Origin of the sequence: Planifilum fulgidum (assembly GCF_900113175.1) — a bacterium.
GTDB lineage: Bacteria > Bacillota > Bacilli > Thermoactinomycetales > DSM-44946 > Planifilum > Planifilum fulgidum.
Genome location: NZ_FOOK01000007.1, coordinates 59035 through 73038, shown reverse-complemented (window position 1 = coordinate 73038; position 14004 = coordinate 59035). Strand labels below are relative to the sequence as shown.

The window sequence follows — 14004 nt, the reverse complement described above, 5'->3', positions numbered from 1 at the left end:
CTCAAGTCGCCACATTAATAGGGCGGGTGACACATCGCCGGGGGCCTTCGTTGCCGAATATATCCCCGGCAAGCTCGCCCCTTCACCTATCCTCTCCTTTCCCCTTTCATTATGGCACCGAACTCTTCCGGGCCCGACACAGGCGAAGCCGCCGGTTTCCGCTTTCGCGTAACCGGCGGCTCAATTCTCCCGTCACATGGCGTTGCGCAAAAACCAGATGAGACCGATCAGGAAAAACAGCAGGGCGAGCGATCCAAGAATCTTGGGCAGATGATCCATTTCCAGTCCACCTCGCGGCCATCTGAGTCACTGAAGTTCGACAACGGTGACGCCGGAACCGCCTTCTCCGTGGCCTCCCAGCCGGAATCTCTTGACGTTCGGATGGTTTCGCAAAAACTGCTGAACCCCCGTCCGGAGGGCGCCGGTTCCTTTCCCGTGAATCAGGTACACCTCCCGGTATCCGGCCAAGATCGCCTGATCCAGGTATCTGTCGATGGCGTAAACGGCTTCCTCCACCATTTTTCCCCGCAGATCCAGCTCCGGCCGGACTCCCTCCGAAGCGCGCCGGAAGGATGCGGTCTTCCTCCGGAAATCGCCTTGTTCCGTCTTTCCGGACCCGATCCACGCCAAATCCTTCCGGGAAACCTTCATTTTCAGACTGCCGATCTGAACCTGAAATTCTTCCCCTCCGAGATCCTCCAGGATTTCCCCCTTCTGATTCAGCGTCCGGACCCACACACGATCTCCGGGTTTCAGGGGACGGTTCGGATCGCCGGCTCCTTCCGCGGGCCGGGCGGGGATTTCCATCTCGGGAACCGCGCCTTCCAACCGCTTTTTCGCCTCGATCAGCTGATGTTCCTTCAGCTGATCCGGCCGCCGGCGCGCCCACTCCCGAAGCTGGCGAAGGACCTCTTCCGCTTCCCGCTCGGCCCGCGCCACCACCGACCGCGCTTCGCGGCGGGCCGACTCGAGGAGTCGCCCCTTGGTCTCTTCCCAAGCCTCCATTTTCTTCTTCAGCTCCGCATGGAGGGATTCGGCTTCTTTCCTCAGCCGCTCCGCCCGTTTCCTCTCCTCTTCCGCCGCCCGCCGGTCGGCGCTCAAAGCGGCGATCATTTCCTCCAGGCGGTTTTCCTCGGAGGTAAGTTGCGCCTTCGCCCGATCGATGATCTCCCGGGGCAATCCCAGGCGGTCCGCGATGGCGAAAGCGTTGCTCTTCCCGGGAATCCCGATCAGCAGGCGATAGGTGGGGCGCAAGGTTTCCACGTCAAACTCCACGCTGGCATTGATCACTCCGGAGCGGGCGTGGGCAAACACCTTCAGTTCGCTGTAATGGGTGGTGGCCACCACCAGGCAGCCGCGTTCCAGAAGATGCTCCAAAATGCCGATGGCCAGGGCGGCCCCTTCGGCGGGATCCGTTCCCGCCCCCAATTCGTCCAGCAACACCAGGCTCCGCCCGTCCGCCTTCCCCAGGATCCGGACAATGTGGCTCAAATGGCTGGAAAAGGTGCTCAAGCTCTGTTCAATGCTCTGCTCGTCGCCGATGTCGGCGAACACGCCGCTCAACAGGGGAAATCCGCTCCCGTCCTCCGCAGGGATCGGCAAGCCGGCGTGGGCCATCAGAGCCAGAAGGCCGACGGTTTTCAGGGTGACCGTTTTCCCCCCGGTGTTGGGGCCGGTGATCACCATCACCCGGTGGGGATCCCCCAACTCCACGTCGATCGGCACCACTTCCTCCGGGGGAATCAAGGGATGGCGCGCCCTTTTCAGACGGATGGGGACGTCCCGGCCGACGGCGGGGACCGTTCCCCGGATCCGCCGGCCGAAGCGGGCCTTGGCCAAGATCAGGTCCATCTCGGCCAGCACTTCGATGTTGGTGGCAAGGGCGTCGACGACGGATCCCACCTGGGCGGAAAGCTCCTTCAGGATTCTCTCCACTTCCCGCTCCTCTTCCAGCTGCAGTTCCCGAAGCCGGTTGTTCAGTTGAACCACCGCTTCCGGTTCGATGAACAGCGTGACCCCCGAAGCCGACTGATCGTGAATGATCCCGCCGAAGGCGCTCCGGTATTCCTGCTTCACCGGAATGACATAACGATCATTTCGCACGGTGATGATCGGTTCCTGGATCATCTTTTGATAATGGGAATTGCGGAGGATCTGCTCCAAAGCATTGCGCACCTGCTCCTGAACCCGTTCGATCGTCCGGCGGATCCGGGTGAGGGCGGAGCTGGCCCGGTCCACCACCGTCCCTTGTTCATCCACGCACTTCCGAATCTGTTCCTCAAGGGACTTCAATCCCTCAAACCGGGCCGCAAGGGAGCGCAGATGGGGCAGGGGGGCTTTTTCCTCCTCGATGTCCGCGATCTGACCGCAAACCTTCCTCCCGGCGGCAAGGGTATCGGCGATCTCGATCAGCTCCCTTCCCTCCAGGATGCCCCCGATGCGGGCGCGGCGCAGGGAAGGACGGATGTCGCGGACCCCCGAGAGCGATACGCCGTCCTTCCACCGCAATAGTTCCATTCCCTCCAGGGTGGCGGCCAACCGGCGCCGCACTTCTTCCGGATCATAGCTGGGACGAAGAGAAGCGACCCGCTCTTTTCCGGGCGGGGATGCGGCGTGATCGGACACCCTTTCGATTATCGCGTCGTATTCCAGCAGGCGAAAATAGTGGCGATCATCCCTTTCCGTCAAAGCCTCTCCCCCCTTCTTAAGCGGCATCTTCTGAATTCTATCCGCAAACGCCCAACAGGTTCGTCGGGCGAAACCGCTCCGCGATCCGGCGACTCCTTTTAGTGTAATGGGTCTTCCGGCGATTGGCAAGTTTGCCCTAACAGGCGCCAATTAGCGGAACCCGCTTCGGTTTCCCCGCCGAATCGGCTCCCCTTCAACCCGTTATAAACCCCCTGGAGAACAGCCACACTAAACGCAAAGGAGGGATGCACATGACCGTTCTTCGACACATTATCCGCTTTGTGGTGGCGGCCATCGTCCTGATGATCACCAGCGCCATCGTCCCCGGTTTCCAGATCGCCGGGTTTTGGAGCGCCCTGTTGGCGGCGGTTGTCATCGCCATCCTGGGCTGGATCATCGAATCGCTGATGGGAAGGGAAATCTCTCCATACGGCCGGGGCATCGTCGGATTCATCGTCAGCGCCGTCGTGATTTACCTCACTCAATTTTTTGTGCCCGGACTTAGGGTCACCGTCCTGGGCGCCCTGCTCGGAGCCCTGGTCATCGGGATCATCGACCTTTTGGTTCCCACCAAAGCGCGCATCACCAGTCGGCCCGAAAAACAGTAAAACACACCTTTTGATCTCCCGGAAACGGGAGATTTTTTTGTGCAATGATGCCGGGGACAGGCGATCGGGCCTTTTTCGACCACGCAGAAAACCCGCCGGAATTCCGGCGGGTTCGTCGGCGGGATGACGTCATTTGCAGAAGATGTGTTTGCCGATCCGTTTGATTTGCGGGCGAGACCAGATCCATTTGGATATGGCCCGGTCGGGGTTGAAGTAATACAGCGCTCCTCCGGAGGGATCCCAACCGTTCAAGGCATCCATCGCCGCCTTTTTGGCCGTTTCGTCGGGTTCCAGCCAGATCTGGCCGTCGGCGACGGCCTCAAAGGCCTGCGGTTGGAAAATCACACCGGACAAAGTGTCGGGAAATTTATTGCTGTCGATGCGGTTGAGAATCACCGCGCCCACCGCCACCTGTCCGACATACGGCTCTCCCCGAGCTTCGGAATAGATCGCCCGGGCGAGCAGATCAAAATCCTGCTTGGATATGCCCGGCGCCGATCGAACCGGTTTTGCCGCCGGGGCTTTCCGGGCTTGAGGAGCCTGCGGCCGGGCCTGTTTTCCGGGACGCCAATGGCGCGTCGCCTTCCACAGCATGCGCTTGGTCTTGGGGCCCACCACCCCGTCCACTTTCATCCCGAATTCGTATTGAAACAGGCGAACGGCGTGGTAGGTGCGCCACAGGAAAACTCCGTCCACTTTCCCGGTATAAAACCCCAGGAACCTGAGGCGACGCTGAAGTTCCCAGACATAACCGCCTCGGTCCCCCACCCTGTAAATCCGGTTGTCGGCCCCGGGCGTCCAATCCTTGGACGCTTCCCACAGCTTCCGCTTCGTCTTCGGGCCCACCACCCCGTCCACTTTCATCCCGAATTCATATTGAAACAGGCGAACGGCGCGATAGGTGCGCTCCCCGAAGTTTCCGTCGATCTTTCCGGTATAAAACCCCAAATATTTCAGACGACCCTGCAGCTCGTAAACGTCCCCCCCGCGGGCTCCCTTCTTGAGGGTTCCCTTTCCGAAAGAAGCTTCCGCCTGAGCATTTGCCAAACGGTCCGCATCCGGAGAGACGCCGCCCAGAATCGCCCCTGCCAGCACCATCAGGGCGCAACAGAGCAGCCACTTTCGTCTCCTCATAGGCTCAACCCTCTCTCAACGCTGGAATTCATCCGTTATTATGCCGAGATTCCCACCGCCCAATTCAAAAGACTTGCCGGGCAAACCGGAAAGAAAAAAGGATGCCGCGTCGTCGCGGCACCCTTTCCGTCGGGATACAGGATTTATCCCGTTCCATGCCTGATCCACTCCCCGATCTGTTCGCTCAGACCGGGAGTCAGCTTCAACACGCCCTGGCAGACGAGGGATCCCTGAACCGCTTCGCGCCCCGCCTCCCAGGGAAGAAAGTTCATCACGTGAACGCCGATGAACAGGATCAGAAACACTTGGATCAAGTTGAGGAGAACGCCTCCGAGGCGATTGATCTGCGAAAGGACGGGGACGTCGAACAGGCCGGTCAAAAGCCGGGCGATGATCGAGATGAGGATTTTGACCCCCACGAAGAGGAGGATGAAGGCAACCACCCTGTACAGGATCCCTTCGATCGGAAGGAGGCCGATTAAGCCTCCCCCCACCTCCTCCGAAAGAGGAAAGCGCTCCATCAGGACCCGGGAAAAATCTCCGGAAAAACGATACGCGGCCAAGAGGGCGAAAATCGCCCCCACCAGGGAAAACGCCTGGAGGATCAACCCCTTTCGATATCCCCGGATCACCCCTCCGGCAATCAGCAGGAGGAGGATCCCATCCAAGATGTTCATCCCCTTCACTCCTAGGGCTGGTCATCCTCGATCAAGTGGATGATCTCGTCATACTCCCGTTTCAGCTTAAGGTACGCATCGGCGATGTTGACCGCGGACAAAACCGCCAGCCGCGTCGTGTCGAGCCGGGGGTTGCTCTTGGCAATTTGCCGCATCTTGTCGTCCACATGGGCTGCCACTTCCCGCATATAGCCGGGACTCGCCTTTCCGACAATCTGATATTGCTGACCGTAAATTTCAACGCACAATTTGTTTTTTGTCATCGGAACGCCTCCTCCACAGCGTGAAAGTGTGCATCATGTTTCTTTCTCCCTGTGAAGGGGTACTTCCTGCACCTCCGGCGGCATCCTAAGCGCGCAACCGGGCGCCGAAGGCCCTCTCCAGTTCATCGACGACGGCCTGATGGAACTTCGCCACTTCCTCATCGGTCAGCGTTCGATCCTCCGCCCGGTAGACGAGGGAATAAGCGAGGCTCTTCTTTTCATTACCCACTTGTTCACCGGTGTACACGTCGAACAGGGTGACCGATTCCAAATGTTCCCCGGCGGCCTTGCGGATCGCCTTCTCCACTTCGGCGGCGGGAACGTCCGCGTCGACCACGATCGCCAGATCCCGGGTGGACGCCGGATGGCGCGGAATCGGGCGGAACCGGAGATCCGTCTTTGCCGCATCCTGCAACACTTCCATATCCAGCTGGAAGGCAAAGGTTTCCTTGAGGTCCATCTCGTCCGAAATCCGAGGATGGATCTGTCCCAATATCCCCGCAAAGCGCCCGTCGATCCGAATCTCCGCCGTCCGTCCCGGGTGGAATCCCTTCGGGCGGGCGGGGAAAAACTTTGCGCTCCCGATTCCCAGACGCGCAAAGAGGGCCTCCAAAATCCCCTTCACCCGATAAAAATCGGACGCGGTTTGCCCCCGCCAGTGAACCGGCCCCATCGGCCCCGTCCACAGCCCGGCCAATTCCCACCGCTCTTCGGGAAGGTCCGTCAGGGGCTGCTCTTCCGCCAGATAAACCCGGCCGATCTCAAAGAGGGCCACCCGCTCCTGACGGCGGTGCACATTGTAGGCCGCCGACTGGAGCAAATGGGGCAACAGGCCGGTCCGGAGCACGCTTCGTTCATCGCTGAGGGGCATGCTGAGCGGAATTGGCCGGGCGTCGGGATGAAGGGACAATCCCTTTTCCATTTGCGGCGATGTCAGGCTGTAGGTGACCGCCTCGTTCATGCCCAGATGCCGGAGGGTGTGGCGGATGGTCCGGCGCAATTGCTGCTCGCGGGTCAGCCCGCCCCGCCCCTGGGAACCCTGGAGAGAAGCCGCCGGAATCCGGTTGTAGCCGTAAAGGCGCGCCACTTCCTCGATGATGTCCACCTCGATGCTCAAATCGTTGCGCCGGGAAGGCACCCGCACATGGTAGACGCTTTCCTCCTTTTCCACGGAAAAGCGGAGCCGGCGGAAAATGTCCATAACCTCTTCTTCCCGGATCTCCGCGCCCAACAGGGAAACAATCCGCCGATGACGCACGGGGATGATCCGCTCCTCCACCTCTCCGCTTTTCTCCAGAACGATGGGGGAGGCCACGCGCCCGCCGGCCACTTCCACCAGCAACTGGACGGCCCGCTTCAATGCCGGGACGATGCGGCTTCGATCCACTCCCTTTTCGAAGCGGTTGCTGGCTTCGGAGCGGAGTCCCAGTCGGCGCGAAGTCCGGCGAATCAACACCGGATCAAAACAGGCCGATTCGATCAAGACCCGGGTGGTCGCACCCGTTACTTCCGAATTGGCTCCGCCCATGACACCGGCAAGGCCCAGGGGTTTGTCCCCGTCGGTGATCAGAATGTCATCCGGATTGCATTCCCGGATCACTCCGTCCAGCGTTTCGAGCCGCTCGCCCTGTCGCGCTCTGCGGACGAGAATCCTTCCCCCCGAAATCCGATCGTAGTCAAAGGCGTGCAGGGGCTGACCGTATTCCAACATGACATAGTTGGTCACATCGACAATATTGTTGATGGGACGGATTCCCGCCGCCATCAGCCGGTTCTGCATCCACTGGGGGGACGGTCCCACGCGGAGTCCGTCGACGGCCTGGGCGGCATAGACGGGGCAGTCCGCACCCGATTCGACGGCCACGCTCACGGGCAGCTCCCCGCCGGTCGCGGGCAGTTCCTTCGGCTCCGGCAGGTGGAGGGACCGGTCGAAAACCGCCGCGGTCTCATAGGCCACGCCGATCATGCTTAAACAGTCGGAACGGTTGGGCGTCAGGTCCAGTTCCAACACCTTGTCGTCCATCCCCAGCAGGGAGCGGACATCCCGCCCCACCTTCGCTTCCTCGGTCAGGACGAGGATGCCTTCCGTCAGCTCCTTGGGAAGCATCTTCTCCGGAAGTCCCAGCTCCCCCGCCGAACAGATCATTCCCTGGGATTCCACACCGCGGAGCTTCACCCGTTTGATGCGGACGCCCCCCGGCAGTTCCGCCCCTTCCAGGGCGACGGGAACCAACTGTCCTTCCGCCACGTTGGGAGCACCGCACACGATCTGGAGAAGCTCTTCCTGCCCCACATCCACTCGGCACACGCGCAACCGCTCCGCTCCGGGATGGGGCTCCACCGATTTCACACGGCCGACCACCACCCGATGGACCCCCGGATTCCGATCCTCCACCGCATCCACGGCCACTCCGGTCCGGGTCAATCCCTCCGCCAGTTCGTCGGCATCGATGCCCGAGAGATCCACCATCTCCTTCAACCACTCATAGGACACGCGCATCCTTCATCCCCCTCAAACCGATTGGTACTGACGCAGGAATCGAAGATCGTTGGTATAAAAATGACGGATGTCGTCCACCCCGTACTTCAGCATGGCAATCCGTTCCACGCCCATGCCGAAGGCGAAACCGGTGTACTTTTCCGAATCGTAACCGGCCATCTCCAACACCCGGGGATGGACCATTCCGGAACCGAGGATTTCGATCCAGCCGGTTCCCTTGCAGGTCCTGCAGCCCCGGCCGCCGCAGATGATGCAGGAAATATCCACTTCGGCGCTGGGTTCGGTAAAGGGAAAATAACTGGGCCTCAGGCGAATCTGTTGATTCTCCCCGAACATTTTCCGGGCGAAGGCCAAAAGCACCCCGTTCAATTCGCTCATCGACACCCCGCTGTCCACCACCAGCCCTTCGATCTGCATAAACTGATGGGAGTGGGTGGCGTCGTCCTCATCCCTGCGGTACACCTTCCCGGGGCCGATCACCCGGACCGGAACCTCTCCCTTTCGGGAGCGCAGGGTCCTAACCTGCACGCCGGAGGTGTGGGTCCGAAGCAGGATGCGGGGAGTGATGTAAAAGGAATCCTGCATGTCCCGGGCCGGATGATCCTGGGCGATATTCAGGGCCTCAAAGTTGATCTCGTCCCATTCCACCTCCGGCCCTTCCGCCACTTCAAAGCCCATGCCGATAAATATGTCCTCGATCTGTTCGATCACCGCCGACAAGGGATGGACGGATCCCAAGGGCCGGGGATCGCCGGGCAGCGTCACATCGAGCGCTTCCCGCTTGAGCCGCTCCTCCAGGGCGCGCTCGTCCAGCTCCTTTTCCTTTTCCGCGATCAGGCGTTCCAGCTCTCCGCGGATTTCGTTGGCCAAGCTGCCCACCTTCGGGCGATCCTGCGGGGGAATGTCCTTCATTCCCCGGAGAATCGCGGTGATCTCTCCCTTTTTTCCCAAATACTTGACGCGCAGCTCCTTCAGCTGATCGGAGCGGTCCGCCGCCGCAATGGACCGCCGCGCTTCCTCGCGCAAGGCGTTCAAGCGTGAAAGCATCCCCAGACACTCCCTTCCCTCGGTATAAAAAATCTCCCGCCCAAAGGGACGAGAGATCGCGGTACCACCCTTTTTGAACGACAGCCGCAGGCATGCGGCGCCGTCCCCCTCTGATCGCGCTAACGGGCGAACCCGGTGCTCCCTACTCGGAAAATCCTTTCAGGAGACAGCTCCGGAGCGAACTTCGAACCGCCGTTTCCCCGGAGATGCTCTCAGTCGCGACATCTCCTCCCTGTGGGGGCGTGCGGCCTACTCCTCTCCTTCATCGCCTGGCCGTAAAATTTGATATATAGTATAGCGGAATTTTTCGGAAGCGGCAACCCGATCAGGCCTTCCCCCATTTCTGCCGCAGCCGCTCGTAGAGCAACACCGCCGCGGTCACCGACACATTGAGGGATTCGACGCCGCCGGGCATCGGAACGCGAACCTGTGCGTCCACCAGTCTCTCCAGGTCGGGGTCCACCCCCCGCCCTTCGTTTCCCAGCAGAAAAGCCGTCCGGGGCGGATACTCGTAACAAAAATGGAGCGTCTCCGCCCGGGGATGGGTGCCGATCACGACGACCCCCCGCCGGCGCAGGTCCAAAATAGCGCTTGCAAGTTCCACCCTCCGAACGGGGAGGCGGAAAAGGGAGCCCATCGCCGCCCGGACGGTCTTGCTGTTGTAGGGGTCCGCCGTTCCCTTACCCAAAAAGACGGCCGCCGCGCCCGCCGCCTCCGCCGTTCGCAGGATGGTTCCCAGGTTGCCGGGATCCTGCACCGCATCCAGAAGAATCAGCGTCTCCCCGACCGGAGGCGCTTCTTCGTCCCCAAGCGGGGGAATCTCCAATTCCGCCGCAACCCCCTGGGGGGTCTCCGTGTCCATCAGGCTCCGGAACAGGGGGACGGGCAGGCGGTACACCGGGAAAGACCCCTCCCGGATGCCGGGGATTTCCTCAAGCAGCCCCTCTTTCCCCTCTTCCACCAGGCAGGCGCGCACCTTCCATCCGGCGTCCATCGCCTCAGCCACCAAATGGGGCCCCTCCACCAGAAGGGCGCCGTACCGCTCCCTGCCCTTCCGGCGGTGAAGCTTTCTCCAGCGCTTGTATTGTTCGTTTTGGTTCGATCTGATCAGTCGGATATCCACAGCCTCATGCCTCTTCTTCCAACTTTTTCAGATCCCGGTTGTGCCCGAGCACGATCAGGATGTCCCCCGAGTGGATCACATCCTGGGCCGCCGGGGACACATTCATCCGTTCCCCGCTCTTGATCGCGATCACGTTGCAGCCGAAGCGGGCGCGAAAATCCAGCTCCTTGAGGGATTTTCCGCTGAACTTCTCGCCCGCGCTGATTTCCATGATGCTGTAATCGCCGGACAGCTCGATAAAATCCAGGATGTTGGGGGAAATCAGGGAATGGGCGACGCGAATGCCCATGTCCCGCTCCGGGTAAATCACCCGGTCGGCCCCGATTTTGTACAGCACCTTCCCGTGCAGGTCGTTTCGGGCTTTCACGACAATCTTGTTGACGCCCATTTCCTTCAGGATCAGGGTGGTCAATATGCTGGACTGGATGTCGTCGCCGATGGAAACGACCACCACGTCAAAATTGCGGATGCCCAGGGCCTTCAAAGCCCTTTCGTCGGTCGAGTCCGCTTCCACCGCATGGGTCACCAGCGAAGCGAAGGCCTGCACCCGTTCGGGATCGCGATCGATGGCCAGAACCTCATTCCCCATCTCGATCAGAGTCCTGGCCAGACTGCCCCCGAAACGCCCCAGGCCGATCACGGCAAACTGTCTCATGCTCCACCGTTCCTCCCGTCTCCGTCGGCTACATTATATCACAGCCCAACGGAGGCACAAACGGATAAGGAATTTGGGAGGGGACAAAATAAAAAAACAAAAAGGAGGGACGCTTGATGAACTTCGATGTGCGCGGCGCCGTCATTCACAACATTCAACACATGTCCGAGCAGGAATTGACCGACATGGTGAACGAAACCCTCGAGCAACAGGAGGAAAAATTTCTCCCCGGTCTCGGCGTGCTGTTTGAGATCATCTGGGAAAACAGCGATTCTTCCTCCCGCAAAGAGATGATCTCCACCCTCCATGAAAATCTTCCCCGGGAAAAGGCGGTTCCCCCCGTCTCTCCCTCATGATGCCCTCCTTCGGCGATTTTTCCGAGGGTTGGGCCGGGTGACAGATGGGTTAGATCCGCCGCGGCCCCGCGCGATCCGTCTCCGGTTCCCATGGCCGTCGTCCGGAAAGGCCGGAGGCTTCAGCGCGCATTTTTTCTGCCGGGTGCGGGCTTCAAAGCCTTGCCCCCCGTCGCGGAAGGGTTTTTTTGGACAACCCTCATCGGCACAGGGGAAGGGTGTTGTTTCAAACCGTCTTCCCCTTCGATTTCCGCCTCGCGGCAACGAGCCGGACCTGTCGCTCTCTCCGCTTCTTCCCCCTCTCGACCTCAGCCAGTCATGACGGGCCTTGACGGATTGCGGGAACCTTCCCGCTTCCATCGGCAAAAAAGACCGCGCAAGTCCGGCCTCCCCGGGATGAATCCGGCGTCAAGCCCCATCAGGCCGGCCGGGAGACGTTCGGGAAAAAACGCCCGAAAGGTCGGTCCCCCTTCGCTTTCGGAGCCGGCAAGGGCGCCGTCAAGGCCCCGGACAAGCCCGGATCTTGTCCGCTTCCTTCATCACCCGCCCAAACCCGCCAAAAAAAAGACTGCAACCTCCTCCGGTCGACAGCCCCGCCGGGCGGCTCCGGGACAATGGGCCTTTTCAATTCACCCTCGGCCCCTTCGGAAAACGGACGATCAAAACATTTCCCTTCAACTCCGTCTTCATGCGAGAAGCATCGGCGGAGGACGGCAGGGGGAGGGCCACGAAGAAGGACATCTCCGACCGCTGATGCACCGCGGGACGATTTCCGCCATCCCGACTCCTTTCGGAGCCCGTCTTTCCGCGGATCACCAGTCTGCCCTCCACCGCGCGAATGTCCAAATCATGCCGCGTGCACAGCCCCGGAATCTCCACCACCGCGATCACTTCCCGATCGGTTTCCGTCACCCGGGTGCCGCCCATCGCCCTCTCCACCGACATCCCGCTTTGTTGGATCCACCGTTCCGCCTCGGTCCAGAACCGGTCGAACGGCCAAAAAACGGAGTGTTTTTTCATGGAGGCACCCTCTCCTTCTCCGGCATTCCGAATCTTTGGATCACAAAAAACCGTCAGACGCAAGCGGGGGCTCAATAAAAGTAGTCAAACCAGTCGTAACCGAAACCGTAGCCGCCCCAGCCCCAGGCGCCGAACCAGAAGAAGAAGCCCAGCACGATCAGCAGGATGATCACGGCCACAATCCATTTCCAGCCGAACTGTCCGATAAAGCTGTTGGTGCGCAATTGACTCACCGATACCTCTCCTCTCTCACCGATAATGGTTCCTTACAATTTATGAGAGGGGTTTGTGGGCGGTCATGGACACCTGACCCCTTGCGGGCCCATTTTTCCTCCCTTGACGCTGTTGAAAACCAACCGATAAGATGGGATCGGAAGCAAGGGGCGCATCCCGCGCAAAAGGAGGGGTTCCCGTGAACATCGCCAAGGCGCTGACCATCGCAGGGTCCGACAGCGGTGGAGGCGCAGGAATCCAAGCCGATTTGAAAACGTTTCAGGAGTTGGGCGTGTTTGGCATGAGCGCCCTGACGGCCGTCACCGCCCAAAACACCAAGGAAGTGACCGGAATCTACGAACTGCCGCCGGAGGCCGTCGCCAAGCAGATCGACGCCGTGGTGACGGACATCGGCGTCGATGCGGCCAAGACCGGAATGATCTCCAGCGTCCCCATCATGGAGATCATCGCCGCCAAGGTAAAGGAACACCGCATTCATCATCTGGTGATCGACCCGGTGATGATCTCCAAGAGCGGGGCCGCCCTTTTGAAGGAGGAAGCCCGCCATGCCCTCAAACGGCTGCTGATTCCCCTCGCGGAAGTGGTGACCCCCAACCTTCCCGAGACCGAAGTGCTGACGGGCATCACTCCCGACACCGAAGAAAAGCGCAAGGAGGCCGCCCGCCGGATCGTCGAGATGGGAGCGCGCTCCGTCGTGATCAAGGGAGGTCATCTCCGCGGCGAAAAGGCCGTCGATCTGTTCTTTGACGGGAAATCCTTTGAACATCTCACAGCCCCTCGCATCGAGACCCGGCACACCCACGGGACCGGCTGCACCTTCTCCGCCGCCTTGACCGCCGAACTGGCCAAGGGCCGGCCGCTTTTCGACGCGGTCCGAAAAGCGAAGGAATACATCACCGCCGCCATTCGCCACCCCCTGGAACTGGGCGGCGGCCACGGGCCGGTCAACCACTGGGCCCACCGCCGGGAGGAGGCGAAGGGATGAAGGGGGCGATCCGCTACTCCCTCTACCTGGTCATGGGAAGCCAGGACTGCCGCGGCCGCGATCCGGTCCGGGTGCTGGATCAGGCCATCGACGGAGGAATCACCCTGTTCCAATTCCGGGAAAAGAATTCCGGCCTCACACTCCGCGAAACCGTCTCTCTGGGTGAACGGCTGCGCAGCCTCTGCCGGGAGCGAAACATTCCCTTCATCGTCAACGACCGCGCCGATCTGGCCCTGCTTTTGGACGCGGACGGCCTCCACGTCGGGCAGGACGACCTGCCGGTGCGACAGGCCCGGAGGCTGATCGGTCCCCACCGCCTGCTGGGGGTCTCCGCGGAGACGGTGGAAGAAGCGGAACAGGCCCTCCGGGAAGGGGCCGATTATTTGGGGGTGGGACCGATATACGCCACCGCCACCAAGCCCGACGCCGGCAAACCGATCGGCCCCGGTGCCATCGCGGAAATCAGGCAGCGCCTTTCATCTCCGCTGCCCATCGTGGGAATCGGAGGCATCGACGTTGCGGGCGTCGCCGAAGTGATCCGCGCCGGCGCCGACGGCGTCGCCGTCGTCTCGGCCATTGCCGGAAAGCCGGATCCGCGAAAGGCCGCAGTGGAGCTGCGGCAAGCCGTCGAGAGGGCGGCGGGCGCCGCACCCGGCCCAGCCGGCTTCGACCCGAGGTAAGCCCATGGCTTTCGGCGGCAAGGTTCCGCATCTTTCC

14 protein-coding genes and 1 other annotated feature are annotated in these 14004 nt (G+C 61.0%); of the genes, 4 read left to right on the top strand and 10 right to left on the bottom strand.

Annotated elements, in window-relative coordinates:
* Positions 1-306 precede the first annotated feature (306 nt).
* Positions 307-2688 (bottom strand): endonuclease MutS2, encoded by a 2382-nt coding sequence (locus tag BM063_RS05855; RefSeq protein WP_245752101.1) that lies wholly within the window; start codon positions 2686-2688, stop codon positions 307-309.
* Positions 2689-2939: 251 nt separating this feature from the next.
* Between BM063_RS05855 and BM063_RS05850 the strand changes: the two genes are divergently transcribed.
* The gene (locus tag BM063_RS05850; protein WP_092036811.1) at positions 2940-3296 is read left to right on the top strand and encodes a phage holin family protein; all 357 of its coding nucleotides are present in this window, start codon (positions 2940-2942) and stop codon (positions 3294-3296) included.
* A 129-nt stretch (positions 3297-3425) separates the two neighbouring features.
* On the opposite strand, the gene sleB is transcribed toward BM063_RS05850, so the two are convergent.
* The 7 genes from sleB to BM063_RS05815 form a co-directional block, all read right to left on the bottom strand.
* On the bottom strand, positions 3426-4430 hold the full coding sequence (sleB, locus tag BM063_RS18280; RefSeq protein ID WP_092036809.1) for a spore cortex-lytic enzyme: 1005 nt from the start codon (positions 4428-4430) through the stop codon (positions 3426-3428).
* Positions 4431-4573: 143 nt separating this feature from the next.
* Positions 4574-5107, bottom strand: a complete 534-nt coding sequence (locus tag BM063_RS05840; RefSeq protein WP_143085246.1) for a CvpA family protein — start codon at positions 5105-5107, stop codon at positions 4574-4576.
* Positions 5108-5118: 11 nt separating this feature from the next.
* On the bottom strand, positions 5119-5370 hold the full coding sequence (gene zapA / locus BM063_RS05835) for a cell division protein ZapA (RefSeq protein ID WP_092036805.1): 252 nt from the start codon (positions 5368-5370) through the stop codon (positions 5119-5121).
* Between the two features lie 85 nt (positions 5371-5455).
* Positions 5456-7870 (bottom strand): phenylalanine--tRNA ligase subunit beta, encoded by a 2415-nt coding sequence (gene pheT, locus BM063_RS05830; RefSeq protein ID WP_092036803.1) that lies wholly within the window; start codon positions 7868-7870, stop codon positions 5456-5458.
* Between the two features lie 12 nt (positions 7871-7882).
* Positions 7883-8917: a phenylalanine--tRNA ligase subunit alpha gene (gene pheS / locus BM063_RS05825; protein ID WP_092036801.1), complete on the bottom strand. Its 1035-nt coding sequence runs from the start codon at positions 8915-8917 to the stop codon at positions 7883-7885.
* A 41-nt stretch (positions 8918-8958) separates the two neighbouring features.
* Positions 8959-9192 (bottom strand) — a binding site (T-box leader).
* Positions 9193-9242: 50 nt separating this feature from the next.
* Positions 9243-10040: a TrmH family RNA methyltransferase gene (locus tag BM063_RS05820; RefSeq protein WP_092036799.1), complete on the bottom strand. Its 798-nt coding sequence runs from the start codon at positions 10038-10040 to the stop codon at positions 9243-9245.
* Between the two features lie 4 nt (positions 10041-10044).
* A complete protein-coding gene (locus tag BM063_RS05815; protein WP_092036797.1) occupies positions 10045-10695 on the bottom strand; it encodes a potassium channel family protein in 651 nt (216 codons plus the stop codon).
* Positions 10696-10811: 116 nt separating this feature from the next.
* Between BM063_RS05815 and sspI the strand changes: the two genes are divergently transcribed.
* Positions 10812-11051 carry a small acid-soluble spore protein SspI gene (gene sspI, locus BM063_RS05810; protein ID WP_092036794.1) on the top strand — a complete coding sequence of 80 codons (240 nt, stop codon included), beginning with the start codon at positions 10812-10814 and terminating at the stop codon, positions 11049-11051.
* Between the two features lie 621 nt (positions 11052-11672).
* Here the strand turns inward: sspI and BM063_RS05800 are convergent.
* The gene (locus tag BM063_RS05800; RefSeq protein ID WP_092036788.1) at positions 11673-12068 is read right to left on the bottom strand and encodes an Hsp20/alpha crystallin family protein; all 396 of its coding nucleotides are present in this window, start codon (positions 12066-12068) and stop codon (positions 11673-11675) included.
* Between the two features lie 71 nt (positions 12069-12139).
* Positions 12140-12301, bottom strand: coding sequence for a hypothetical protein (locus BM063_RS17580; protein ID WP_177199010.1), 162 nt, complete (start codon positions 12299-12301; stop codon positions 12140-12142).
* 179 nt (positions 12302-12480) lie between these two features.
* On the opposite strand from BM063_RS17580, the gene thiD reads away from it, so the two are divergent.
* Together thiD and thiE are read left to right on the top strand one after the other, a co-directional pair.
* Positions 12481-13287: a bifunctional hydroxymethylpyrimidine kinase/phosphomethylpyrimidine kinase gene (gene thiD / locus BM063_RS05795; protein WP_245752099.1), complete on the top strand. Its 807-nt coding sequence runs from the start codon at positions 12481-12483 to the stop codon at positions 13285-13287.
* A complete protein-coding gene (gene thiE, locus BM063_RS05790) occupies positions 13284-13967 on the top strand; it encodes a thiamine phosphate synthase (RefSeq protein WP_092036784.1) in 684 nt (227 codons plus the stop codon). The genes thiD and thiE overlap by 4 nt, the downstream gene beginning before the upstream one ends.
* The last annotated feature ends 37 nt before the right edge of the window (positions 13968-14004 follow it).